This window comes from Methylobacterium sp. NFXW15, from assembly GCF_049887755.1.
Taxonomy (GTDB): domain Bacteria; phylum Pseudomonadota; class Alphaproteobacteria; order Rhizobiales; family Beijerinckiaceae; genus Methylobacterium.
In genome coordinates this window covers 60,871-83,856 of sequence record NZ_JAGEKG010000014.1, presented here as the reverse complement: position 1 = coordinate 83,856, position 22,986 = coordinate 60,871, and the positions used below count along the sequence as shown (strand labels likewise).

Sequence of the window (22,986 nt, the reverse complement as noted above, 5' to 3'; positions counted from 1 at the left end):
CTGAGCGCACGGTCGAAGGGCTGTGGACGGCCATCGGCCGGCTCATCGACACCATCACGCCAGACGAATGCGCCAACTTCTTCGCCGCCGCGGGATATGAGCCAGATTAAACCGAAAACGCTCTAGCTCTTTGTTCTGGCGCGCATTCTTGCGACGAACCGGTATCCACTTCGTCGGAATGCGCCCTAGCGTCGAGACACCTCTGCACGCAAGATAGCGAGTGTAAAAGTGCACCTGCAACCCTAGATATATAACATTAATACTCTAAATCTGAAGTAGAATTCGTCATTACTTTGATATAATGCTTCACACCACGGGCGCTATTCGCTATTGAGGAATTGCGACAGCTTTCGTCGCTGTATCAATGCCGAGGGTGCGTGCCATGGCAAATTCGCCGTTAGAGGCTGACCTCGTCCATGAACGCCGAAGGCTGCGGTGATGGGTGTGCCAACCCTCGTGACAGGTGGAGCCGGGTTTCTTGGCTCGCATCTCTGTGATCGGCTACTCGATCGCGGTCACGAGATCCTCTGTGTCGATAATTATTTTACAGGGCGTCGCAAGAATATTGCTCATCTCGTCTCGAATGTATCATTCGAGACAATGCGACACGACATCACCTCCCCGCTTCATGTGGAGGTAAAGCAGATCTATAATTTGGCCTGCCCGGCCTCCCCGATTCATTATCAGTTCGATCCGGTTCAGACGACTAAGACATGCGTTGTCGGATCGACCAACATGCTGGGACTTGCAAAACGTCTCAAAGTCCCGATTCTCCAGGCCTCGACCTCTGAGGTCTATGGCGACCCAGTCGTTCATCCGCAGCGTGAGAGCTACTGGGGAAACGTCAACCCCATAGGACCGCGTGCTTGCTATGACGAAGGCAAGCGCTGCGCCGAGACCCTCTTTTTCGATTACCGGCGACAATACGGCCTCGACACGAAGGTCGTACGGATCTTCAACACTTACGGTCCTCGGATGAGGCCCGACGACGGTCGCGTGGTGAGCAACTTCATCCTGCAGGCGCTCCGTGGCGACCCGATCACCATCTTCGGGGATGGGCTGCAAACTCGCAGCTTCTGCTACGTCGACGATCTCGTGGACGCCTTGATCCTGACGATGGATCAACCCCCAGAGTTCAGTGGGCCGATCAATCTCGGCAATCCAACCGAGTTCACGATGCTCGAACTCGCGGAGCGCATCGTCCGGGTGACCGGTTCACGAAGTCGGATCATCCACGCGCCCCTTCCGACGGACGACCCGCGCCAGAGGCGGCCCGACATCGCACTGGCGCGTGAGCGACTGGGTTGGGAGCCGAAAATCTCCCTCGACGACGGTCTGCGCGAGACCGTTCGCTATTTCAAAGCACTGATGACGTGACGGTAGACGCGGCGATGACGATCGAAACGCTTGCTTCGACGAAAGTGGCCGTGAGCGCGGCCGTGGCGATTGCGCGCCAACGGGCGCTTCAAGCCATGCGGGCACCGTCACAGATGGGAATCATCTGTATCGACATTACCAACAAGTGCGACCTCGGTTGCTCGAACTGCACGCGTTTGCTCGTCAATCAGGACAAGTATTGGGACATGACGCCGGACAATTTCCGGCTCGCGCTCCAAAGTCTGCGCGGTTATCCGGGGACGATCGCCGTCATCGGTGGCAACCCCTGCATGCACCCGAAATTCGAGGAGTTGTGCAGGATCTTCGCGGAGGAGGTGCCGGATAAGGCTCAGCGTGGCCTCTGGACCAACAACGTTTTCAAACACGCGGATTTGGCCAAGGAGACGTTCGGCGTCTTCAATCTGAACCCGCATAACAGCAAGCGCGGCGTCGCCTCCCTCGCGCCGCTGAAGGACCTCGGCTGGTACTACGAGGGACATTCTGACCATTCGTCTCTTCTGGCGGCCGTCCAAGATCTCTACGAGCCGGAGGAGATGTGGGAGCGGATCGGGCGCTGCGACGTCAACCAATTCTGGTCGGCGTCCATCGTTCAGATCCACGGAAGTCTCAAAGCCTACTTCTGCGAGGTCGCCGCCTCGTTCGATCTCGCCCGCGGTGGCGATCACGGCATGGAGGTCACGCCCGGCTGGTGGAAGCAGCCCTTGGAGGCCTTCGAAAAGCAGATCGATCGCTTCTGTCCCGGATGCGGAATCCCTGCAAAGGTTAAAGGCCATCTCGACCACGAAGAGATCGACACCTATTCTCGCACCAATGCGGACTTGGCAGAAAAATCTGTAGCAAATAAGAAAAGAAAAGTCTTTGAAGTCGATAAAAAGACAGCCAAGCGCGTTGAGGAAAAGCCTGTGACGCTCTACTCGCCCAACTTATACAGGAAGGGCCCGCATATCTTCGTGGTCACGCCGTACCATAAGGAATCCCTGGATGTCCTACGCCGCTGCCACGAGAGCGTCATGCAGCAGGAGGTCGAGGCACGGGTGACGCACGTCATGGTGGCCGACGGTCATCCCCGCAGCGAGATCGACTCCTGGGATGTCAGCCATATCCGCCTGCCCAAAGAGCACGGTGACAACGGCAACACCCCCCGGGCTATGGGATCCCTCTATGCCCAAACCAATGAGGCGGAGTTCATCGCCTTCCTCGATGCGGATAACTGGTTCTACCCCAACCATCTTGGAAGCATGCTCGACGCACGCCGGCAGACGGGCGCAAACGTCCTGTGCGCGTGGCGGGATTTCTATGATCCGGAAGGCCGGAGACTCGCTATGACCGAGACCGGCGAGAACGATCTCACGCATGTCGATACGAGCTGCCTCATGCTCCATAATACGGCGTTCGACCTCAATTTGATGTGGTCGAACATGCCGAAGATCCTGTCGCCCTGGTGCGACCGGATCTTCGTAGCGGGCATCGCGCACCGTCGAATCCTGAGGGGCCACAGCCAGGTCCGGAGCGTCGCCTTCACGACGCTTTATCGTGCTCACTATACGGCTCTGGGAATCCCCGCGCCCGAGAACGCCAAAACTCCTCCCGAGGGCGAGATGCTGGCCTACCTGCAATCCGCCGACGGCGTCCGCGAAACCGTCCGTCGGCTGGGATTCTGGCCCCTGGCAGTCTGAATCAGTAACGTCAGGGAGGCGCCGCAGCGGCCCCATGACCGTCGAGGCTTCTCCCTGACAGTTTCCCGAAGGACGGCACGCCCTTCGGGACCCCCGTCATTCGGCCGCCTGCGCCAGATAGGAAGCCGGATCGTAGTTGAGGATCGGACCGAGCCAGCGTTCGACGGCCGCAAGGTCCATGCCTTTGCGCGCGGCGTAATCCTCGACCTGATCGCGCTCCACCTTGGCGACACCGAAATAGTGCGCGTCCGGGTGGGCGAGGTAGAGGCCCGACACCGACGAGCCGGGCCACATGGCGTAGGACTCGGTGAGCTTCACGCCGATGCGGCGCTCGGCCTTGAGGAGATCGAACAGGGTCGTCTTCTCGGTATGGTCGGGCTGGGCCGGATAGCCGGGCGCCGGGCGGATACCAGCATAGGGCTCGCCCGCCAGCTGCTCGGGGGTGAAGGTCTCGTCCGGGGCGTAGCCCCAGAATTCCCGGCGGACACGCTCGTGCATCCGCTCGGCGAAAGCCTCCGCGATCCGGTCGGCCAAGGCCTTCACGAGGATCGCCCGGTAATCGTCGTTGGCGCGCTCGAACCGCTCGGCGATACGCACCTCCTCCAGGCCCGCCGTCACCACGAAGGCGCCGACGTAATCCGCGACGCCCGTCTCCGCCGGGGCGACGAAGTCGGACAGGCAGAGATTCGGGCGACCATCACGCTTCGAGAGTTGCTGGCGTAGGCCGTGGAGGGTGGCGAGCTTCTCGCTGCGAGACTCGCCGGTCCAGAGCACGATATCGTCGCCGACACTGTTCGCGGGCCAGAAGCCGATTACGCCCTTCGGGTTGAACCAGCGCTCCTCAACGATCTTCTTGAGCATCTCCTGCGCGTCCTCGTGGAGGGCGCGGGCAGCCGGGCCCTGTTCCGGGTCGTCGAGGATCGCCGGGAAGCGGCCCTTGAACTCGTAGGTTTGCAGGAACGGTGTCCAATCGATGTAGGGCACGAGATCGGCGACCTCGTAGGAGCCGAAAACCCGGGCGTCGGTGAAGGCCGGCTTCTTCGGCGCGTAGGCCGACCAGTCGGCCTTGAAGCCGTTGGCACGCGCCTTGGCGAGCGGCAGGCGCTGCTTGTCGGCCTCGGCGCGGGCATGGGCTTGGGCGACCTTGGCGTATTCGGCCCGAACCTTCTCGATGGTGGGCCCACGGGTCTCCTTCGAGATCAGGCTCGACACGACGCCGACGGCGCGGCTCGCATCGGTGACGTAAACGGCTTGGCCCCGCTCGTAGGCGGGGTGGATCTTCACCGCCGTGTGGACGCGGCTCGTCGTGGCGCCGCCGATGAGGAGCGGCACGTCGAGGCCCTCGCGCTCCATCTCGCCCGCCACGTGGACCATCTCGTCCAACGACGGGGTGATGAGGCCGGACAGGCCGACGATATCGACCTTTTCGCGCTTGGCGGTCTCGAGGATCTTGGCGGCGGGCACCATCACGCCGAGATCGATGATCTCGTAGTTGTTGCAGGCCAGCACGACGCCGACGATGTTCTTGCCGATATCGTGGACATCGCCCTTCACGGTGGCCATCAGCACCTTGCCAGCGGCCTGCCGCTTGCCGTCGCCGCCATTGGCCTTCTTCTCTTCCTCCATGAAGGGTTCGAGATAGGCCACGGCCTGCTTCATCACGCGGGCGGACTTCACCACCTGCGGCAGGAACATCTTGCCCGCTCCGAACAGGTCGCCGACCACGTTCATGCCGGCCATGAGCGGGCCCTCGATGACGTGGAGCGGCCGCTCGACGGTGAGGCGCGCCTCCTCGGTATCCGCGACGATGTACTCGGTGATGCCGTTCACCAGCGCGTGCTCGATCCGCTTCTCGACCGGGGCCTCCCGCCAGGAGAGATCGGCCGTGCGCGCCTGGGCCGAAGCGCCGGTCTTAAACCGCTCCGCCGCTTCCAGGAGACGCTCGGTGGAATCGGCGCGGCGGTTGAGAACGACGTCCTCGCACAGCTCGCGCAGCTCGGCCGGGATCTCGTCATAGACGGCGAGCTGGCCGGCATTGACGATGCCCATGTCCATCCCCGCCTGGATGCAGTGGTACAGGAACACCGCATGCATCGCCTCGCGCACCGGCTCGTTGCCGCGGAAGGCGAAGGAGAGGTTCGAGACGCCGCCCGAGATATGGGCGTGGGGCAGGGTTTCGCGGATGGTGCGCGTGGCCTCGATGAACGCGACGCCGTAACCGTCATGCTCCTCGATGCCCGTGGCGACGGCAAAGATATTCGGGTCGAAGATGATGTCTTCCGGCGGGAAGCCCACCTGCTCGGTCAGGATCTTGTATGCCTTCGTGCAAATCTCGACCTTACGCTCGTAGGTATCGGCCTGACCCTGCTCATCGAAGGCCATCACCACCACGGCGGCGCCGTAGGAGCGGCAGATCCGGGCGGCTTCGATGAACTTGTCCTCGCCCTCCTTCATGGAGATGGAGTTCACGATCGCCTTGCCCTGCAGGCACTTGAGACCGGCCTCGATCACCTCGAACTTCGAGGAGTCGACCATGACGGGGACGCGAGCGATGTCGGGCTCGGCGGCGACGAGGTTCAGGAACTCGACCATCGCCTTCTGCGAATCGAGTAGACCCTCATCCATGTTGACGTCGATGATCTGGGCGCCCGCTGCGACCTGATCGCGGGCCACGTCCAGGGCGGCGGCGTAATCGCCGTTGGTGATGAGCTTCCGGAATTTGGCCGAGCCGGTGACGTTGGTGCGCTCGCCGACATTCACGAAGGGAATCTCCTTCGTGAGCACGAAGGGTTCCAGGCCGGAGAGGCGCATCAGGCGCGGAATTTCGGGGATCTTGCGGGGAGTCTTGTCAGCCACCGCCTCGCTGATGGCGCGGATATGATCCGGCGTGGTGCCGCAGCAGCCGCCGACCATGTTGACGAGGCCCGCTTCCGCGAACTCGCCGACCAGGGCGCCCATCGCCTCGGGGCTTTCGTCGTAGAGGCCGAACTCGTTCGGCAGGCCGGCATTCGGGTAGGCGCAGACGAGGGTGTCGCAGAGCCGCGAGAGCTCCGCGATGTGGCCGCGCATCTCGCGGGCGCCCAGCGCGCAGTTCAAGCCGAAGGTCAGCGGGTCGGAATGGCGAAGGGCATTCCAGAACGCCGCCGGGGTCTGGCCGGAGAGGGTGCGGCCGGACAGATCGGTGATGGTGCCGGAGATCTGGATCGGCAGCTTGATGCCGGTCTCCTCGAACACCTGCCACGCGGCGGCCACCGCCGCCTTGGCATTCAGCGTGTCGAAGATCGTCTCGATAAGGATGAGTTCGGCGCCGCCCGCGATGAGGCCGCGCACCTGCTCGACATAGGCGGTCTTCACCTGATCGAAGGTGACGGCCCGGTAGCCCGGATTGTTCACGTCGGGGGAGATCGAGAGGGTGCGGTTCGTCGGGCCGATGGCGCCCGCCACGAAGCGGCGACGGCCATCCTGCTCCTCCGCCAGCTTGGCGGCCTCGCGGGCGAGGCGTGCGCCCTGCACGTTCAATTCGTGGACGATCGATTCCATGCCGTAATCGGCTTGGGCGATGGTCGTGCCGGAGAAGGTGTTGGTCTCGCAGACGTCGGCGCCCGCCAGAAAGTAATCGAGGTGGATCTGCCGGATCGCATCGGGCTGGGTGAGGATCAGAAGGTCGTTGTTGCCCTTCTGGTCATGCCCGTGGTCCTTGAACCGGTCGCCCCGGAAATCCTCCTCGGAGAGTTTCAGGCGCTGGATCACGGTGCCCATCGCCCCGTCGAGCACGAGGATCTTTTCGGACGCGCGCTCCCGCAGGGCCTTGGCGATGGCGGTGCCGTCGACGGGGGAATGATCGGTCATCGTGCGTCCCAAAAGTCACTCTGTGATGACGGCGCGGAGCGTTCCCCGTCCGTCTTTGCGAGCGGAGCGAAGCAATCCAGGGTGGCGCCTCGTTCTTGGAAGTCGCGCTGCCCTGGGTCGCTTCGCTGCGCTCGCGATGACGGTGAGCCCCGTCAGGCCGCCTTCGCTTCCTCGGCCTTGGCCTCGACCTTCGCGGCGGCGATCTTCGGGGCTTGGTTGCGCAGGCCCAGGAGATGGCAGATCGCGTAGACGAGGTCCGAGCGGTTCATCGAGTAGAAGTGGAAGTCGTTGACGCCCTCGTCGACGAGATCGAGCACCTGCTCGGCCGCGACGGCGGCGGCGACGAGGCGGCGGGTCTCGACGTCGTCGTCCAGGCCCTCGAACCGGGCGGCGAGCCAGTACGGCACCGAGGCACCGGTGCGGCGGGCGAAGTTCGCCGCCTGCTTGAAGTTCTGCACCGGCAGGATGCCCGGCAGGATCGGGATGGTGATCCCGGCCGCCCTCACCTTGTCCATGTAGCGCAGGTAGACTTCGTTCTCGAAGAAGAACTGGGTGATCGCCTGATCCGCGCCAGCATCGACCTTGGCCTTGAGCGCGTCGATATCCGCCTCGAGGCTCGCGGCCTCGGGGTGCTTCTCGGGATAGGCCGAGACGGAGACCTTGAAGTCACCGATGCGCTTGATGCCTGCCACCAGTTCGGCGGTCGAGGCGTAGCCGCCCGGATGCGGCCGGAAGGCATGGCCGACACCCTCGGCCGGGTCGCCGCGCAGGGCCACGATGTGGCGCACGCCCGCATCCCAGTAGGACTGGACCACCGCGTCGATCTCCTCGCGGGTGGCATCGACGCAGGTCAGGTGAGCGGCGGGCTTGAGAGTGGTCTCACGCACCATGCGCGCGACGGTGTTGTGCGTGCGCTCGCGGGTGGAGCCCCCTGCCCCGTAGGTCACGGAGACGAATTTCGGCTGGAGCGGCGCGAGGCGCTCGATCGAGTTCCAGAGAACCTTCTCCATCTCCTCGCTCTTCGGCGGGAAGAACTCGATCGAGACGCGGATGGGGTGGTAGCCGTCGCGGCTGGCGCGTGAAGTCCGGCGCATGGTGTTCGTTGCTCCTCGTCCTCAAGATCCGACGGTTCGGACGACTGACCCGTTCTCTTCGTCATCTCCCGGCCGACCAGCCGGGCATTGCTTCACGGTGCTTCAGGCTACCGCACGGCCATCGGGCAGCGAAGCCGCCCAATCCGGCCCGGCGGGGGCATCGGCCCCCTGCCCTTCCTCCGACCCCAGCCAGAGCGTGACCGTCAGTTGGTCCGAGGCCGTCGGCGTCAGGTTCCTGGCGGTCACGTCCGGCAACCCGGCCTCGGCAAGCCATCCGGCGATCTGCTCCGTGGAGAAGCCGAGTCGGCGGTGCGCCTGGGCGGTGCGCAGGAATTCCAGATCGTGCGGGGCGAAGTCGACCACCAGAAGGCGGCCCCCCGGTGCGACGAGACGGGCAGCAGCCTTCAGCGCCCGCGCCGGATCATCGAGGTAATGCAGCACCTGATGCACGATGACGAGATCGAAGCTCGCCCGTGCGAACGGTGGGGCGTGGATATCGCCCTGCCGCAGCTCAACCCGCGCGATACCGAGGCGCTCGAAGTTGGCGCGGGCCACGGACAGCATGGCGTGGCTCGAATCGAGCCCGACCGCTTTCGCTGCCAACGGCGCGAGAAGGCCGAGCATCCGCCCGGTTCCGGTCCCGAGATCGAGCAGGCTGCCGATGGGTCGCGGCCCCAAGGCCTCAAGAACGGCCGCTTCGACGATCGCCTCCGGCACATGAAGCGAGCGCAACTCGTCCCATTTGGGCGCTAGCCGGGCGAAGAAGCTCTGTGCGGCTTCGGCCCGCTGTGCTCGTACGGCATCGAGCCGCGCCCGATCCTCCGACAGAGGCGGCGCCGACCGGTCGAGACCGGCGACGAGCGGATCCACAAGGTCTGCCCGGTTTTCCGCGAGGCGGAAGAACGCCCAGGCGCCTTCGCGATGACGCTCGACGAGCCCCGCTTCGACGAGAAGCTTCAGATGGCGTGAAATGCGCGGCTGAGACTGCCCGAGAATGTCGGTTAGGTCCGAGACGGACAACTCCCCTTCCGCCAGCAGGGCGAGGATGCGCAGGCGCGTCTCTTCCGCCGCGGCGCGCAGGACGGCCAGGGCTTGCGGAAAGGGGACCGACCCCGCCTCTTGGTGGCGATCGTTAGACATAAAGATATCTTTATATCCGCGCCGATCGGGGCGCAAGGGGCAAATCGGCGGAGGCGTTCTCGCCCGTCACGCTGGATGCTTCCGCGCGGGCGTGCTCTTGTGGCGGCCGGTTTCGATCCGGTGAGGCGGCATTTGTTCGGCATCCTGCGCACTCTCGGCTTGGCGCTCGGCCTTCTCGGTGGCGCCATCGCGGCTCAGGCGCCCGAATTCGCGCAGCAATATGCGCAGCGTCTCGGCGGAGCCGTAGACGAGCTGCGCCGTCAGATCGCGACCCTCGAATCCGATGCGCGTGCCAACGGCACCACCCGGGATGGCGCGGTCGAGCGCTTGCGCAGCAACCCGGACGGGCTCGTGGCCCGGCGTGGCGAGGCGGCACAGGCGGATATCGCCCGGCTTGCCCACCTCTCCGAGCAGCAGCGGGCGCTGGCCGAGGCCGCGAGTCCCCTCGGGCGGACGGTCGCCGTGATCCGCAATCCCGACCTCGACATCGCAGAAGCGACGATGCGGGACTATCAGCCCGCCGTGCCGACCACGGCGGACGGGCTGACGGCGGGTCTCGTCGGATTTTTCGCGGCCTGGGGTGGCTGGCGCGTTCTATCCGATCTCGGACGCCGCACCGCCCGCCGCCGTCAGAAATCAACTCCGACGGTGGCCTGACACGGCCGCTGCGGTGAGTGACTTATAAAGAGCAGTGCCGGGGTGTTGCCGAAGGTCTACAGCACTGTGCCCGTTGCTTGCTTATCGAGCCGTGATCCCGCTCGCTCCGCACCGGAAGGGGCGTAACATGCCACGCGCGCCGACACAGACGATCGACCCCGCCCTCGACGCCGCGGCACTCCTGCGGCGCGTCGGTTTCTTCGGCCTGTTCGTCATCCTGCCTGTCCTGGCGCAGGTCGCCCGGCGAGCCGCCGTCATCCTGGCACCCATCGCCGTGGTGCTCCTGATCATCGCCAGCAGCATCGACCGGCGGCAGAGACCGATGAATCCGGCCTTCCGGCGCTTGCTCACAGCCCCTGCCTTCCTGGCGGGCAGCCTGGTCGTGCTGTGGTCGGCCCTGTCCCTCGTCTGGACGCCCTTCCTCGGCCCGGCGGGGGAGCGGCTCGCCAATTTGGTCGCGACGATCCTCCTCGGTCTGGTCGCCTACCTCGCCCTGCCCGACCGGATGCGCTCGGCGAATCTCTACCTGCTGCCGTTGGGCGTCACGGCGGGCGCCATTGTCGCCATCGGTCTTGGCCTGTTCAGCGCCCGGATGGCGCCGGGAATCGAGGATGATGGCGCCCTCGACCGGGGCCTGATCCTCCTGATTCTCCTGCTCTGGCCAGCCCTGGCGTGGCTGCGCTCGCGACGCCGCGACCGGGAGGCCTTGGTCATCGCCCTGCTCGTGGCCGTGGCCCTGACCGTCCAACCGGATGCGACGCAGATCGCCGCCCTCGCCGTCGGAGCCCTGGCCTATGCCCTCGCCAGCCTTCGGCCCAAGGCTGGTGTCGCTGCGACCGCCTTGGTGGCGGCGGGGCTGCTCGCGGCGGCGCCGATCCTGCCCTTCCTGGCTCGGCCGATCGCCTCCGCGGCCTTCGGCCCGCTCAGCCCGGCTGCCCTGTCGCTGAAGAGTTGGCAGAAGGTGGTGACCACCGAGCCCGTACGCCTCGTGACCGGCCACGGCTTGGAGACAGCCCTGCGCGGACGCGTCGTCGGGCTCGTGCCGGCCAATGCGCCGACCACGGCCCTGTTCGAATTCTGGTACGAGCTCGGCATCGTCGGCGCCTTGGCCGCCGCCTACGCCCTCTACGCCTCGATCCGCCGGGCGGGACGGGATGTCCCCGCCCTGGTGCCCGGCGCGATGGCCTGCTTCGCCAGCGCCTTCGCCGTGGCTTGCCTCGGCGTGGGGCTGACGACCGTATGGTGGCTCGCGACACTCGCCATCTCGGTGATGGTCTTCATCGCCGTCGAGCGCGGACAATTCCGCACCAGCCGCCCGAAGGTGTCGCGGCTGCGGCGGATCCGCGACGGCGCCGCCGTCGCGGAATGAAAGGCGGCCCCGCTTCGCGGGCGCCGCCGGTCGTGTCGCAGTTCGATCTCAGTGAACGACGCGCAGGGAGACCCAGCTGGTCCCGCCCATGCCGAGCGCCCGCGCCGAACCACGGGAAAGGTCGATGATCCGCCCGCGGATGAACGGGCCACGATCGTTGATCCGGACGACGATCGAACGGCCGGTCCGAGGGTTCTGAACCTGAACGCGGGTGCCGAAGGGCAGCGTCCGGTGGGCTGCGGTGAGCCCGTTGGGGTTGAAGCGCTCGCCATTCGCCGTGCGATGTCCGCTGCCGTACCAGGACGCGGTGCCGCTCTGTGCGGCGGCCGGGGCGACTGCGCCAGTGACGCTGGCCACCAAACCGAGGACGACAGCGATCTTACCGAAACCAACCTTCATTTGTCCGCGCATTCCCTTGTTGTTAGCGGGACGGCGCCAGTCGTTTCGGAAACGGGCGGCAATGTGGCGTGAAATTTTGAGATTTCGCGGCCGTATTTTCGCCGCATTGGCACTGAACCTGCCGATTACATGCGCAGCCCGTGCGGTTTATTTGCAGATCAAATAACGAATACTTCGAGCGAATGCTTGCGAAGTAAATCGATGAATTTGTTGTAACCGTGCGAATTCGCGGATTGATGCGACGATTATCCTAGATCTGCGCTTGGGGAAGGGCTGCGTCCCGCTGAAGGTGACGCTGACCGGCGCCATCGGACCGCTGGTTCCAGAACGGGACGGTTTTTTCCCGACATGCTGAACGCGGCTTTTACCCTACTCGACGCATGGTCTCCGGGTCAGTCGCGTAAACGGTGTGTCTCATGGCTTCCCAGCGTACCGTGGCAGCCGACGCCTTCGCCCGGAAACAGGTCTCGCGTACCGGGCGGCCCGCGTCGTCTCCACGGATGGGGCTTCCTGCCCAGCCGTCGCCACTCAGGCCCTCAAGCCTGCCACTCGACACGGTGCTGGTCGGCGATTGCATCGCGGCCATGAACGCATTGCCCGCGTCCAGCGTCGACTGCGTGTTCGCAGACCCGCCCTACAATCTCCAGCTGGGTGATGCCGGGCTGCTGCGCCCCGACCAGAGTCGCGTCGATGCCGTCGACGACGACTGGGACAAGTTCGCGAGCTTCCCCGCCTACGACGCCTTCACCCGCGAATGGCTCGCCGCCGCGCGGCGGGTGATGAAGCCGAATGCGACCCTCTGGGTCATCGGGTCTTACCACAACATCTTCCGCGTCGGCAGCGCACTTCAGGATCTCGGTTACTGGATCCTGAACGATATCGTGTGGCGCAAAGCCAATCCGATGCCGAACTTCCGCGGCAAGCGCTTCACCAATGCGCACGAGACCCTTATTTGGGCCTCCCGCTCGGCCGAATCGAAGGGTTACACCTTTCATTATGACGCGCTGAAGGGCGGCAACGAAGACCTCCAGATGCGCTCGGACTGGTTCATCCCGCTCTGCACCGGGGATGAGCGGCTGAAGGACGAAGAGGGCCGGAAGGTCCACCCGACCCAGAAGCCGGAAGCGTTGCTCGCCCGGACCTTGCTCGCGGCGACCAATCCCGGCGACGTGGTGCTCGACCCGTTCTTCGGCACCGGCACGACCGGTGCCGTTGCCAAGCGACTCGGCCGCCGCTTCATCGGCATCGAGCGCGACCCCGGTTACGCCGCCGCCGCGCGGGAACGCATCGGGGGCATCGAGACTCTGTCGCAGGCCTCGCTCCTCGTGGCGCCGACCAAGCGTGCCGAGCCGCGCGTGCCGTTCCTCTCGGTCATCGAGGCAGGGCATGTCCGCGCGGGCGAGACGCTGACCGACGAGCGCGGGCGCTTCCGCGCGACGGTGCGGCCGGACGGCCAGCTCGACAATGGGCTGGTGATCGGCTCGATCCACAAGATCGGTGCCCTCGTCCAGGGCCTCCCGGCCTGCAACGGCTGGACCTTCTGGCACACCGAGCGCAACGGTCGGAAAACCTGCATCGACAGCTACCGCAACGAAATCCGCGCGGGCATGGGCGGCGCCTGACCTAGCGCGCCTTCGGGCTACCCTTGCGCGGCGGTGCCGCCGCGATGGGCCTGCGCGAGAGCACCTTCGGCAGCGGCGCCCGGCGGACTTTCGGTTCCGGCTGAGGTGTCGCGAGATCGGGCTCCGGCGCCTCGGCCGGCTCGGGCAATGGCGCCAGCTTCCGGTCCAGGGCGTGGGCGAGCACCTTCTTCATGGCGCCCGGGAGGGGTTCGTCGGCCAATCCGGCGGGCGGGGTGAAGCGCATGCCCTCCGGCGGCGAGGTGTCGGCCGCAACGCGTGCCTGGAACACCGTCAGCTCCAGGGGAAAATGCGTGAAGACGTGGCGGACGATGCCGGGCAGGCGCTTCCAGCGGGCGTCCAGGGGCGCGTCGAGCAGCGCCTGAGCCGGATCGTAATCCGCCCGCCATTCGCTCGTCGGCGGCTCGGCCATCGCACCGAGGAGACCCGTGGGAGGCCGCGTGCGCAGCAGGACCGCGCCGTCGCCCGCCCGCTCCACCACGAAGGCGGCACCCCGTCGAAGCGCTCCCGATTCCTTCTTCAGCTTGCGGGGATAGGTTTCCTGCGTGCCCTCCTTCCGCGCTTGGCAGGGCGCCATCCAGGGGCAGAGGGCGCAGGCCGGTCGCCTCGGCGTGCAGAGCGTCGCGCCGAGATCCATCACGGCCTGCGCGAAATCGCCCGGCCGCTTCTGCGGCACCAGCGATTCGGCCAGCACCCGGAGGGCCGGCCGTGCGGCAGGCAGGGGCTGGTCCACGGCGAAGAGCCGCGAGACCACCCGCTCGACATTACCATCCACCGCCGCCGCCGGGCGATCGAAGGCGATGGCCGCGATGGCGCCCGCCGTGTAGGCGCCGATTCCGGGGAGCTTGCGAAGTCCCTCCACCGTGTCGGGAAACCCGCCCGCCGCCGCGACCGAACGGGCGCAGGCGTGGAGATTTCGCGCGCGCGAGTAATAACCGAGCCCCGCCCAGGCGCTCATCACCGCCTCTTCAGGCGCCGCAGCGAGGGCGGCGACATCGGGGAAGCGTTCGAGGAAGCGGGCGAAATACGGCTTCACCGCCGTGACGGTGGTCTGCTGCAGCATGATTTCGGACAGCCAGACCCGGTAGGGATCGGGCACCTCGCCGGGCAGGGCGCGCCAGGGCAGCACACGGCGATGGCGGTCGTACCAGACCAGAAGGTCGGCGGCGTCCGGCCGGGCGTCCTGCCTTGAGTATGACGCCGCGGGCGTTACCATGCGGTGGCCTTAACCGTTTTTTCGCGGCGACGGGAGCGGGATTTCGACGGCCTGATATCGAGGGCCCGGAACGGACATCATGGCACGACCGAAGCCCCTCGCCGAACTCATCGACTCCTGCATCGGCCCCGCCTTCGCCGCACAGGGCTTCGCCTCGACCGACATCCTCGCGGCCTGGCCGGAGATCGTCGGAGAGCGTTTGGCCCGCTATTGCCGCCCCGCCAAGCTCGAGTGGCCGCGTCGCCGTCGGGGCGCGGAGGATGGGAGCGGTCCGGAGCCCGGCACGCTGATCGTGCGCGTCGAGGGCGTCTTCGCCATCGAGTTGCAGCATCTTGCCCCCGTGGTGGTTCAGCGCATCAACGCCCATTACGGCTGGGCCTGCGTCGGCAAGATCGTCCTGAAGCAGGATCGCGTCGGGGTGCGCGGCGCGGCCGGAACGCCGCGCGGCATCGACCCCGCACGGCGCGGCGAAGTCGCCAAGGCCGTGGCGGATATCGAGAACGAGGGCTTGCGCGCGGCACTGGACCGGCTGGGCGTCGCGGCCGTCGCCACCGCCGGGGCGCCCTCCCCCCGCCCGATGGGCGGTAGCCTCACGAAGTCGCGGCGGTAGATCAAGCCGTCGCACCGCCTTGCCAGCCCCGCGCCGCGCAGATACCCGGAAGGCCGAACGAACCACGCCAGCCGGCGGAGGCCTCCCCCCATGACCACCCGACGCGACGTCCTGAAGCTGACCGGTCTCGTTACCGCCGGCCTCGCCCTGCCCTCCTTCGCCCGTCCGGCCTTCGCCGACACGGTCGATACCGCCGCTCTGATGCAGGCGGGTCCCCTCGGCGACGTCTGGCTCGGCCCGGCCGATGCGAAGTGCACGATCATCGAGTACGCCTCGATGACCTGCTCGCACTGCGCCCGCTTCCACAAGGAAACGTGGCCGGAACTGCGCAAGCGCTACATCGACACCGGCAAGGTCCGCTTCACTTTGCGCGAGTTCCCCCTCGATCCTCTCGCGACCGCCGCGTTCATGCTGGCCCGGTGTGAGGGCGACAAGATGTATTACCCGATCACCGATCTCCTCTTCGACCAGCAGCCGAACTGGGCCTTCACCCAGAAGCCTGTCGATGCCCTTGAGCAGATGCTCAAGCAGGCGGGCTACACGAAGGAGAAGTTCGAGGCCTGCCTCAAGAACGAGAAGGTCTACGGCGCCGTGAACTCCGTGAAGCAGCGGGGCATGGACGTGTTCAAGGTCGACTCGACGCCGACCTTCTTCATCAACGGGACGCGCTACACCGGCGAGCAGACGGTCGATGCCATGGAGAAGGTGATCAAGCCGATCATCGACGCCTGAGCACTCGACCACACGCGGCCGTGAAATCGGGCGGCGGGAAAAGCTTGCTAAAAAGCCAGAAACCGTAATGAAATCAACGAGTTGAGACGATGAACGGTCGCCTTGACACCCAAGGTAGGCGAAACTATGGTGCGCCGCGCTTGAAGGGGGCTTCCAGCAGATTCCGTGGCCCGATTTCCCGAGGGTTTGAGCCGTGAACGGCGACAACACGAAGGACGGACCGGGGGATGCAGGCAAGCCGCCGGAGGGCGACCTCTCCGCGAGGCTCAGGCGTCTCGAAGCGCAGATCGAACGGAAGCGGCCTTCGGCCTCTCCCGACACATCTGCGCGTCCTCGGGATACTGACCGCACCCCGCTCGCTCAGGCGATGACGCTCTCTACGGAGTTCGTCGCCGGTGTGATCGCGGGGGGCATTCTCGGCTGGATCGTCGACCATGTCTTCGGGACGAAACCCTGGGGATTGGTGGTGCTCCTGCTGCTGGGATGCGTGGCGGGCTTCTACAACGTGATGCGAGCCTCCGGGTTCGCCGGATCGCGCCCGGGCATACGCCCAGGTCGGCGTGACGAGGCGGACCACTGATATTGCCCTGACGGGCGGGCGCTGGAACCGGCGCCGGAGAGTAGAGAAGAGAAGGGCGGGAGCGGGCATGGCGGTCACGATCGACCCGATTCATCAGTTCGAGCTGAAGACCCTGGTGCCGCTCGGCCATATCGGCCATCAGCAGCTCGCGTTCACCCAGTCCGCTCTGTACATGTTCGCCGCGGTGGGCGTGATCGCTCTGATCACCATCGTCGCGACGGCGTCGCGCTCCGTCGTTCCGGGGCGCATCCAGTCGCTGGCGGAAGTCTTCTACGAGTTCATCGACGATACGTTGTATCAGGCGACGGGCGAAGGCGGCCGCAAGTTCATGCCGCTGGTGTTCTCGCTCTTCATGTTCGTGCTGATCCTGAACCTGTTCGGCATGATCCCCTATGCATTCGCCGTCACCAGCCACCTCATCATCACCTTCGGCCTCGCCGCCCTGGTGATCAGCGTGGTGGTAGGCTACGGCGTGTACAAGCACGGCGCCCATTTCTTCGGCCTCTTCGTGCCGTCGGGCGTGCCGAAGCCGCTGCTGGCCATCCTCGTTCCGATCGAGGTCATCTCGTTCATCTCGCGTCCGATCAGCCTTTCGGTTCGTCTGTTCGCGAACATGCTCGCCGGCCACATCGCCATGAAGATCTTCGCTTTCTTCGTGGTCCAGCTTCTTCTCGCCGGGGCCTGGAGCGTGCTATCGCCCCTCCCGCTGTTCCTGACGATCGCCCTGACCGCCCTCGAATTCCTCGTGGCGGCCCTTCAGGCCTACGTCTTCGCGACGCTCACGGCGATCTACCTGAACGACGCCCTTCACCCCGGCCACTGACGACCGGCCGGCTTCCCCGCCGCGAACCTCGCGCACGTTTCTCGAGAAAGACCTCAGGAGTTACCATGGATCCCGTCGCTGCGAAGTACATCGGCGCCGGCCTCGCTTGCCTCGGCATGGCGGGTGCGGGCATCGGCCTCGGCAACCTGTTCGGTCAGTTCCTTGCCGGCGCCCTTCGCAACCCGTCCGCGGCCGATGGCCAGCGCGCCACGCTGCTCCTGGGCTTCGCCCTCACCGAGGCGCTCGGCATCTTCTCGCTGCTGATCGCCCTGCTGCTGCTCTTCGCCGTCTAATCGGCTTCGGCCGGGGCCTCGCGGCCCCGGTTCCGGCGGCGCTTCTTGAGCGCCGCCTTCCAACGGGAGGATGGCACTCGGGCGCCCTCCTCCTCGTCCGGCGCCCCTGGCGCCCCCCGACGGTGTTTTCTCGGACCGGTTTGATGGCGCAGCCGAACCCTCTCACGACGCCGCCTCCGGGCGCCGATACCAAGATCGCGCCGGGGCATACCGAGCACACGGAAGCGCATTCCAGCGCCTTCCCGCCCTTCGAGACCTCCGGCTTCCTGGCCCAGATCGTCTGGCTCGCGCTGGCCTTCGGTCTGCTCTACTACCTCATGGACAAGGTGGCCCTGCCCCGCATCCGGGGTATCCTCCACAATCGCGCCGAGCGGCTCCGCTCCGATCTCGATCAGGCGCAGGCGATGAAGTCCCAGGCCGATGCGGCCGGGGTCGCCTACGAGACGTCCCTGCGCGAAGCGCAGAACAAGGCGCGCGACATCGCGCAGGCCACGCGCAACGAGCTGAACGCCGAGGCGGACGCCAAGCGCAAGGCCCTGGAGGCCGAGCTGAACACCAAGCTCGCCGCCGCCGAAACCACCATCCGCAGCCGCACCGATGCGGCAATGGGCAATGTCCGCACGATTGCCGGCGAGACCGCCTCCGCGATCGTCGAGCGGCTGACCGGACAGGCCCCCGACCAGGCGAGCCTCAACCGGGCGCTCGACGCCACGGCTCACTGACGGAGGATCGCCATGCTGCTCGAAGCCGAATTCTGGGTTGCCGTCGCCTTCGTCATCTTCATGGCCATCGCGTGGAAGGCTGGTGCCTTCAGCATGATGACCAAGGGGCTGGACGGTCGCGCCAACCGCATCCGCCACGAACTCGACGAGGCCAAGCGCCTGCGTGAGGAAGCCGCCGCCGTGCTGGCCGACTACAAGCGTCGCCAGGTCGAGGCCGAGAAGGAAGCGCAGGCGATCGTCGCCAGCGCCCGCGAGGAGGCGCAGCGCGCGGCCGACGAGGGCCAGCGCAAGCTAAACGACTTCCTTGCCCGCCGCACCCAGGCGGCCGACACGAAGATCGCCCAGGCTGAGGCTCAGGCCGAAGCTCAGGTCCGCGCTGCGGCGGCTGAGGCGGCTGTCCGTGTCTCGGAGACGATCCTGAAGGAGCGCCTGCAGGGCGACGCCGCCCAGGGCCTGATCCGGTCCAGCCTCGGTGAGATCCGGACCCGCCTGCGGGCCTGATCGCCTCAGAGACTAGCCCAAACGAAAAAGCCGCCGGATCACCATCCGGCGGCTTTTTCGTTTGAACGATGCTGTGGCCGGACCGGCAACCTCATCGTCGTTAGGCGCGGAACGGGGGACTCTGACTGTGCCGGTCGGCCGCTCAATCCGGCCGCTCGCCCTCGACCTCGCGGGTCTCTTCGACCTCAGGGGCGACTTGCCCGTAATTCAGCACCGCGACGAGGGCGGTGCCGCCGAACAGATTGCCCAGCAGCGTCGGCAAGAGGAAGCGCCACCCGTAATCGGCCAGCGTCGCTGCACCCGTCACCACAAGATAGAACGAATCGACCGAGCCCGCGACCACGTGGGCGAGGCTGCACAGCGAGACGAGCCACGTCATCAGCATGATGATGAAGGGTGCCGCGCTGCCGGTGGCGGGCAGGAACCACACCATCAGGGCGATCATCCAGCCGGCGAAGACAGCCTTTACGAAGGTCGCGCCGAAATCATGGGCGATCGCTTCATGGCTGATTTCCGCGAAGGATTTCTGCATCGAGGGATCGAACGCCCCCGAATGGGCGATGAGTGTCGCGATGGCCAGCGTGCCGAGCAGGTTGCCGACGAGGACGATGGTCCAGAGCCGCAGCACCCGCCACAGGGTCTTCACCGACCGGTCGTGCAGCAAGGGCAGGACCGGCGTGATCGTGTTCTCGGTGAAGAGCTGTTGCCGCCCCAGCACCACGACGAGGAAGCCCACAGAATAGCCCATCGAGGTAATGATCTTCGTCCAATCCCCCTCGGGCAGGTGCGTCTTCAGCACGCCGGGCACGATGAGGGACAGGGCGATGCTCAAGCCCGCGGCGAAGGCCGAGAGGAACAGCGCTCCGCCATGGCGGCGCAACTCCTCGTCGCCACCGAGGCGGATCGCCTCGTGCAGCACGTAGGCGTCGGGTCTCGCGATCTCCGAGACGGTTTTGAGGATCTCATGGCGCCGCGCCTTCGCGTTCGGCTTATCGTTCGGTGGCATCCGGTCCGCTCCATGGCGCCGTCTGAAGGGGGGGCGTCAGGCGGAGAGACGTGCCACCAGGGCTTCGACCTCCTCCTGCGCCGCCGCGAGGGCGGACGCGTCCCGACTGCGGACGACGATACGGTTGCGAAATCCCTCCGGCGTCATCATCGGATAGGACCCGATGGAAACATCCGTGTGCCGCTTGGCGATCTCGCCCAGGTCGCCCGCGTAATTGCCCTCGGGAATGCCCTTGGCCTCGACGGTTACGGATTGCATCGCCGCGCCGCCCTTCAGGGTCGGCCCCACAGCGTCGAGCATGGCCTGCATGATCGCCGGCACGCCCGCCATGACGATGACGTTGCCGATGCGGAAGCCCGGCGCCTTCGAGATCGGGTTCGCGATCAGGTCGGCCCCGAAGGGAATGCGCGCCATGCGCAGGCGTGCCTCGTTCAGGTCCTCCGGCTTATGCCGCTCCAGCAGCATGGCACGGGCGCGCCCGTCGATGTCGATGCCGACGCCGAAGGCCTTGGCGACACAATCGGCCGTGATGTCGTCATGGGTCGGGCCGATGCCGCCCGTGGTGAAGAGGTAGGTGTAGCGATCCCGCAGGGCGTTCACCGCCTCGACGATGCGGTCTTCCTCGTCGGGCACGATGCGCACCTCGCGCAGGTCGATTCCGGCGGCGGTGAGGTAATCGGCGATGGTGCCGATGTTCTTGTCCTTGGTGCGTCCCGATAGGATTTCGTCGCCGATGACGAGGATGGAAGCGGTGACCATGTCGGGCGTGGCGCTCATAGGACCTGTCGTCTCTTGGGATTAAAGGGCAGATAGCGCGCTACGGTCCCGCCGCCACGTTCGTTTCCCCACCACTTCCCCGGGCGATTCCATGCTTTGGCCTTCGGCCCTCACCGAGGGGCGGCTGCTCCGCCGCTACAAACGGTTCCTGGCCGATATCGAGACGGCGGAGGGCGTCGAGACCGTCCATTGCCCGAACCCCGGTGCAATGATGGGGCTCGATGCGCCGGGGAGCCGGGTGCTGCTCACCCGCTCGGCCAGCAAGACGCGAAAGCTCCCGCTCACCTGGGAAGCGGTGGAGGCGGATCTGCCCGAAGGCCCGCAATGGGTCGGCATCAACACGATGCGCCCGAACGCCCTGGTGGCCGAGGCGTTTCGCGGCGGGCTCATCGCGCCGCTCGTGGGCTATGACTCCCTAAGGCCCGAGGTGCGCTACGCGCAGGCGAGCCGCGTCGATTTCCTGGCGAGCGGCCCCGCTGGGCCCTGCCATGTCGAGGTGAAGAACTGTCACCTCCTGCGCCGCGCCGGTCTCGCGGAGTTCCCCGATTGCAAGGCCGCTCGCAGCGCGCGGCACATGCGCGACCTCGCTGCGGTGGTCGAGGGCGGTGGCCGGGCGCTGGTGGTGATCGTGGTGCAGATGAAAGCGGAGGCCTTCGACGTCGCTCGCGACATCGACCCGGTCTTCGACCGCGCCTTCCGCGATGCGCGGGCGGCAGGCGTCGAAACGCGAGCCTATCGCTGCGATGTCGGGCCGGAGGGCGTGGCGATCGTCGCGGAGATCCCCATCGTCACGCCGGGCTGACGAGACTCAGGCGCGCTCGAACATCAGGTTGAGGCGCGAACGGCCGATTTCACGATAGCCATGCTCGCCGAGGAGCTTCGGCAGATCGAGCTGCCATTGGCCGGTGCCGTTTTCCACGAGGAGAATGCGCGGCAACAGGGTCTCGGGTGCTTCGCGCAGGAAGGGTTCGAGGATCAGGTCCTCCGCGCCCTCGACATCGAGCTTGATCGCATCGACATGGGTCAGGCCCTCGCTGCGCAGGAGGTCGAGAAGGGTGACTGCCGGCACGGTCACTTGCGCGCCTTCGTTGGTGCCGACGATCCGCAGGCTCGATTCACCCCGGTTGCGAGGATCGATGAACAAGGTCAGCTCGCCGGTCTTGTCGGCGACGGCGCAAGCCACGGCCTTGACCGTGTGGAACGGGTTCTGGGCGATGTTGTAGCTCAGGCGCTCGAACACGTCCTTCTGTGGCTCCACCGCGACGATGCGCGAATTCGGCCCGGCGAAGGCGGCCACGAACAGGGCGTAAGCGCCGATATTCGCGCCGATGTCGAGGAACACGCAATCCTGCGGCAGACGTGCCTTCAGCAAAGCGCGCTCCTGCGGATCGAAGAATTGCGGCGTGAACAGCACCTTCTTCTCGCAGTTGTTGTTGTAGGGGTGCAGCCGCATTTTCGCGCCGTAGCGCGTCACGTCGAGCGGCTTGCCGCCGAGCAGAGAGATGGCGATGCGGCGCAGCATCAAGGCGATGCGGCGCCCATACCAATTCTCCGTGCCGATGCCGCTGGTTCGCCGGGTGATGGCGGCGACAAGGCCGGACGGCGCGTAGGTCCCGTAGGGTCGAGATTCACTCATAGCCGCCGGGTGATGCCAGCAGGGGCGCTCTGTCGCAAGCACGCGTTGTAGGACTGGCCTCTCGCCGGTAAGCCGGGCGGCGGTTTGGAGAATGGGTTCGAGGATGGACAGTTTCGATTCCGATGGCGTGCGCATCGCCTATATCGACGTCCCGGCCATCGGCGGACGCGGCGATGCGATCCTCCTCATCCACGGCTTTGCCTCGAACCACGCGGTCAATTGGGTCAACACCCAATGGGTCCGTGCCCTTACTCAGGCGGGCTACCGCACCATCGCCCTGGACAATCGCGGCCATGGCGAGAGCGAGAAGCTCTACGATCCTGAGGCGTATTCCTCCGAGGCCATGGCGGGCGACGCTGTGCGGCTCCTCGACCATCTCGGCATCGAACATGCCCATGTCATGGGCTATTCGATGGGCGCGCGGATCACCGCCCATATCGCGCTGGATTACGCCTCCCGCGTCCGCTCGGCACTGATCGGTGGACTGGGGATGCACCTGATCGAGGGGCGCGGCCTGCCCTCCGGTATCGCGGAAGCCCTGGAGGCGCCGGCGGGAACCCCGGCGCCGAACCCGACCGCGGCCGCATTCCGCATCTTCGCCGAACAGACCCGCAGCGATCTGCGGGCGCTGGCCGCCTGCATGCGCGGCTCACGCCAGACGCTGAGCCGCAGCGAACTGGCGCAGATCGAGATGCCGGTTCTGGTCTCGGTCGGCACCCTCGACACCGTGGCGGGGTCCGGCCCGGCGCTTGCCGCCCTCATGCCCGATGCGCGTGCGCTCGAACTCGAAGGCAAGGACCACTCGACAGCCGTCGGCGCCAAGCCGCACCGGGAAGGCGTGCTCGCCTTCCTGGCGGCTCAGCCGTGA

22 protein-coding genes and 1 pseudogene are annotated in these 22,986 nt (G+C 66.1%); 15 read left to right on the top strand and 8 right to left on the bottom strand.

Annotated features, from left to right (window positions below):
- From J4O73_RS22375 to J4O73_RS22365, 3 genes and pseudogenes are all read left to right on the top strand, one after another.
- Positions 1-110: pseudogene (locus J4O73_RS22375) on the top strand (IS630 family transposase); the annotation flags it as partial.
- A gap of 328 nt (positions 111-438) precedes the next feature.
- Positions 439-1,377 carry a UDP-glucuronic acid decarboxylase family protein gene (locus tag J4O73_RS22370; RefSeq protein WP_426220988.1) on the top strand — a complete coding sequence of 313 codons (939 nt, stop codon included), beginning with the start codon at positions 439-441 and terminating at the stop codon, positions 1,375-1,377.
- Between the two features lie 14 nt (positions 1,378-1,391).
- Entirely contained in the window at positions 1,392-3,074 is a 1,683-nt protein-coding gene (locus J4O73_RS22365) for a glycosyltransferase (RefSeq protein WP_426220986.1), read from the top strand.
- Positions 3,075-3,170: 96 nt separating this feature from the next.
- Here J4O73_RS22365 and metH read toward each other — a convergent pair whose 3' ends face one another.
- From metH to J4O73_RS22350, 3 genes are all read right to left on the bottom strand, one after another.
- Positions 3,171-6,923: a methionine synthase gene (gene metH, locus J4O73_RS22360; protein ID WP_426220984.1), complete on the bottom strand. Its 3,753-nt coding sequence runs from the start codon at positions 6,921-6,923 to the stop codon at positions 3,171-3,173.
- Positions 6,924-7,075: 152 nt separating this feature from the next.
- Positions 7,076-8,017 (bottom strand): methylenetetrahydrofolate reductase [NAD(P)H], encoded by a 942-nt coding sequence (metF, locus tag J4O73_RS22355; RefSeq protein WP_426220983.1) that lies wholly within the window; start codon positions 8,015-8,017, stop codon positions 7,076-7,078.
- A gap of 102 nt (positions 8,018-8,119) precedes the next feature.
- On the bottom strand, positions 8,120-9,157 hold the full coding sequence (locus tag J4O73_RS22350; RefSeq protein ID WP_426220981.1) for an ArsR/SmtB family transcription factor: 1,038 nt from the start codon (positions 9,155-9,157) through the stop codon (positions 8,120-8,122).
- A gap of 132 nt (positions 9,158-9,289) precedes the next feature.
- Between J4O73_RS22350 and J4O73_RS22345 the strand changes: the two genes are divergently transcribed.
- Together J4O73_RS22345 and J4O73_RS22340 are read left to right on the top strand one after the other, a co-directional pair.
- Positions 9,290-9,814 (top strand): DUF2937 family protein, encoded by a 525-nt coding sequence (locus J4O73_RS22345; protein ID WP_426220997.1) that lies wholly within the window; start codon positions 9,290-9,292, stop codon positions 9,812-9,814.
- Between the two features lie 127 nt (positions 9,815-9,941).
- Positions 9,942-11,183, top strand: a complete 1,242-nt coding sequence (locus J4O73_RS22340) for a peptide ABC transporter permease (RefSeq protein ID WP_426220980.1) — start codon at positions 9,942-9,944, stop codon at positions 11,181-11,183.
- 48 nt (positions 11,184-11,231) lie between these two features.
- Here J4O73_RS22340 and J4O73_RS22335 read toward each other — a convergent pair whose 3' ends face one another.
- On the bottom strand, positions 11,232-11,582 hold the full coding sequence (locus tag J4O73_RS22335) for a septal ring lytic transglycosylase RlpA family protein (RefSeq protein ID WP_426220978.1): 351 nt from the start codon (positions 11,580-11,582) through the stop codon (positions 11,232-11,234).
- A gap of 416 nt (positions 11,583-11,998) precedes the next feature.
- On the opposite strand from J4O73_RS22335, the gene J4O73_RS22330 reads away from it, so the two are divergent.
- Positions 11,999-13,204: a site-specific DNA-methyltransferase gene (locus J4O73_RS22330; protein ID WP_426220976.1), complete on the top strand. Its 1,206-nt coding sequence runs from the start codon at positions 11,999-12,001 to the stop codon at positions 13,202-13,204.
- 1 nt (position 13,205) lies between these two features.
- Here the strand turns inward: J4O73_RS22330 and mutY are convergent, their stop codons facing one another.
- The gene (mutY, locus tag J4O73_RS22325) at positions 13,206-14,438 is read right to left on the bottom strand and encodes an A/G-specific adenine glycosylase (RefSeq protein ID WP_426220974.1); all 1,233 of its coding nucleotides are present in this window, start codon (positions 14,436-14,438) and stop codon (positions 13,206-13,208) included.
- A 79-nt stretch (positions 14,439-14,517) separates the two neighbouring features.
- Between mutY and J4O73_RS22320 the strand changes: the two genes are divergently transcribed.
- From J4O73_RS22320 to J4O73_RS22290, 7 genes are all read left to right on the top strand, one after another.
- Positions 14,518-15,048, top strand: coding sequence for a DUF721 domain-containing protein (locus J4O73_RS22320; protein ID WP_426220973.1), 531 nt, complete (start codon positions 14,518-14,520; stop codon positions 15,046-15,048).
- Between the two features lie 90 nt (positions 15,049-15,138).
- The gene (locus tag J4O73_RS22315; protein ID WP_426220971.1) at positions 15,139-15,780 is read left to right on the top strand and encodes a DsbA family protein; all 642 of its coding nucleotides are present in this window, start codon (positions 15,139-15,141) and stop codon (positions 15,778-15,780) included.
- A gap of 193 nt (positions 15,781-15,973) precedes the next feature.
- Positions 15,974-16,360, top strand: a complete 387-nt coding sequence (locus tag J4O73_RS22310) for an AtpZ/AtpI family protein (RefSeq protein WP_426220970.1) — start codon at positions 15,974-15,976, stop codon at positions 16,358-16,360.
- Between the two features lie 67 nt (positions 16,361-16,427).
- A complete protein-coding gene (locus J4O73_RS22305; RefSeq protein ID WP_378974156.1) occupies positions 16,428-17,183 on the top strand; it encodes a F0F1 ATP synthase subunit A in 756 nt (251 codons plus the stop codon).
- 65 nt (positions 17,184-17,248) lie between these two features.
- A complete protein-coding gene (locus J4O73_RS22300; protein ID WP_007566773.1) occupies positions 17,249-17,476 on the top strand; it encodes a F0F1 ATP synthase subunit C in 228 nt (75 codons plus the stop codon).
- A gap of 143 nt (positions 17,477-17,619) precedes the next feature.
- On the top strand, positions 17,620-18,198 hold the full coding sequence (locus J4O73_RS22295) for a F0F1 ATP synthase subunit B' (RefSeq protein WP_426220966.1): 579 nt from the start codon (positions 17,620-17,622) through the stop codon (positions 18,196-18,198).
- Positions 18,199-18,213: 15 nt separating this feature from the next.
- Positions 18,214-18,699, top strand: a complete 486-nt coding sequence (locus tag J4O73_RS22290; protein WP_426220996.1) for an ATP F0F1 synthase subunit B — start codon at positions 18,214-18,216, stop codon at positions 18,697-18,699.
- A 142-nt stretch (positions 18,700-18,841) separates the two neighbouring features.
- On the opposite strand, the gene J4O73_RS22285 is transcribed toward J4O73_RS22290, so the two are convergent.
- Positions 18,842-19,705, bottom strand: coding sequence for a formate/nitrite transporter family protein (locus J4O73_RS22285; RefSeq protein ID WP_426220964.1), 864 nt, complete (start codon positions 19,703-19,705; stop codon positions 18,842-18,844).
- A gap of 36 nt (positions 19,706-19,741) precedes the next feature.
- Positions 19,742-20,482: a competence/damage-inducible protein A gene (locus tag J4O73_RS22280; protein ID WP_426220962.1), complete on the bottom strand. Its 741-nt coding sequence runs from the start codon at positions 20,480-20,482 to the stop codon at positions 19,742-19,744.
- Between the two features lie 91 nt (positions 20,483-20,573).
- Here J4O73_RS22280 and sfsA point away from each other — a divergent pair, with 91 nt between their 5' ends.
- Complete coding sequence (gene sfsA, locus J4O73_RS22275) at positions 20,574-21,284, top strand: DNA/RNA nuclease SfsA (RefSeq protein ID WP_426220961.1); 711 nt, start codon at positions 20,574-20,576, stop codon at positions 21,282-21,284.
- Between the two features lie 6 nt (positions 21,285-21,290).
- On the opposite strand, the gene J4O73_RS22270 is transcribed toward sfsA, so the two are convergent.
- Positions 21,291-22,118: an FkbM family methyltransferase gene (locus J4O73_RS22270; protein WP_426220959.1), complete on the bottom strand. Its 828-nt coding sequence runs from the start codon at positions 22,116-22,118 to the stop codon at positions 21,291-21,293.
- A gap of 103 nt (positions 22,119-22,221) precedes the next feature.
- Here J4O73_RS22270 and J4O73_RS22265 point away from each other — a divergent pair, with 103 nt between their 5' ends.
- Positions 22,222-22,986 carry an alpha/beta fold hydrolase gene (locus J4O73_RS22265; RefSeq protein ID WP_426220957.1) on the top strand — a complete coding sequence of 255 codons (765 nt, stop codon included), beginning with the start codon at positions 22,222-22,224 and terminating at the stop codon, positions 22,984-22,986.

Excerpts from the sequence above, each read along its gene's own strand:
- metF (WP_426220983.1), bottom strand. The coding sequence starts at position 8,017 with ATGCGCCGGACTTCACGCGCCAGCCGCGACGGCTACCACCCCATCCGC.
- J4O73_RS22340 (WP_426220980.1), top strand. The coding sequence starts at position 9,942 with ATGCCACGCGCGCCGACACAGACGATCGACCCCGCCCTCGACGCCGCG.
- J4O73_RS22320 (WP_426220973.1), top strand. The coding sequence starts at position 14,518 with ATGGCACGACCGAAGCCCCTCGCCGAACTCATCGACTCCTGCATCGGC.
- mutY (WP_426220974.1), bottom strand. The coding sequence starts at position 14,438 with ATGGTAACGCCCGCGGCGTCATACTCAAGGCAGGACGCCCGGCCGGAC.
- J4O73_RS22295 (WP_426220966.1), top strand. The coding sequence starts at position 17,620 with ATGGCGCAGCCGAACCCTCTCACGACGCCGCCTCCGGGCGCCGATACC.
- J4O73_RS22335 (WP_426220978.1), bottom strand. The coding sequence starts at position 11,582 with ATGAAGGTTGGTTTCGGTAAGATCGCTGTCGTCCTCGGTTTGGTGGCC.
- sfsA (WP_426220961.1), top strand. The coding sequence starts at position 20,574 with ATGCTTTGGCCTTCGGCCCTCACCGAGGGGCGGCTGCTCCGCCGCTAC.
- J4O73_RS22270 (WP_426220959.1), bottom strand. The coding sequence starts at position 22,118 with ATGAGTGAATCTCGACCCTACGGGACCTACGCGCCGTCCGGCCTTGTC.
- J4O73_RS22370 (WP_426220988.1), top strand. The coding sequence starts at position 439 with ATGGGTGTGCCAACCCTCGTGACAGGTGGAGCCGGGTTTCTTGGCTCG.
- metH (WP_426220984.1), bottom strand. The coding sequence starts at position 6,923 with ATGACCGATCATTCCCCCGTCGACGGCACCGCCATCGCCAAGGCCCTG.
- J4O73_RS22300 (WP_007566773.1), top strand. The coding sequence starts at position 17,249 with ATGGATCCCGTCGCTGCGAAGTACATCGGCGCCGGCCTCGCTTGCCTC.
- J4O73_RS22280 (WP_426220962.1), bottom strand. The coding sequence starts at position 20,482 with ATGAGCGCCACGCCCGACATGGTCACCGCTTCCATCCTCGTCATCGGC.
- J4O73_RS22365 (WP_426220986.1), top strand. The coding sequence starts at position 1,392 with ATGACGATCGAAACGCTTGCTTCGACGAAAGTGGCCGTGAGCGCGGCC.
- J4O73_RS22305 (WP_378974156.1), top strand. The coding sequence starts at position 16,428 with ATGGCGGTCACGATCGACCCGATTCATCAGTTCGAGCTGAAGACCCTG.
- J4O73_RS22265 (WP_426220957.1), top strand. The coding sequence starts at position 22,222 with ATGGACAGTTTCGATTCCGATGGCGTGCGCATCGCCTATATCGACGTC.
- J4O73_RS22285 (WP_426220964.1), bottom strand. The coding sequence starts at position 19,705 with ATGCCACCGAACGATAAGCCGAACGCGAAGGCGCGGCGCCATGAGATC.
- J4O73_RS22350 (WP_426220981.1), bottom strand. The coding sequence starts at position 9,157 with ATGTCTAACGATCGCCACCAAGAGGCGGGGTCGGTCCCCTTTCCGCAA.
- J4O73_RS22330 (WP_426220976.1), top strand. The coding sequence starts at position 11,999 with ATGGCTTCCCAGCGTACCGTGGCAGCCGACGCCTTCGCCCGGAAACAG.
- J4O73_RS22315 (WP_426220971.1), top strand. The coding sequence starts at position 15,139 with ATGACCACCCGACGCGACGTCCTGAAGCTGACCGGTCTCGTTACCGCC.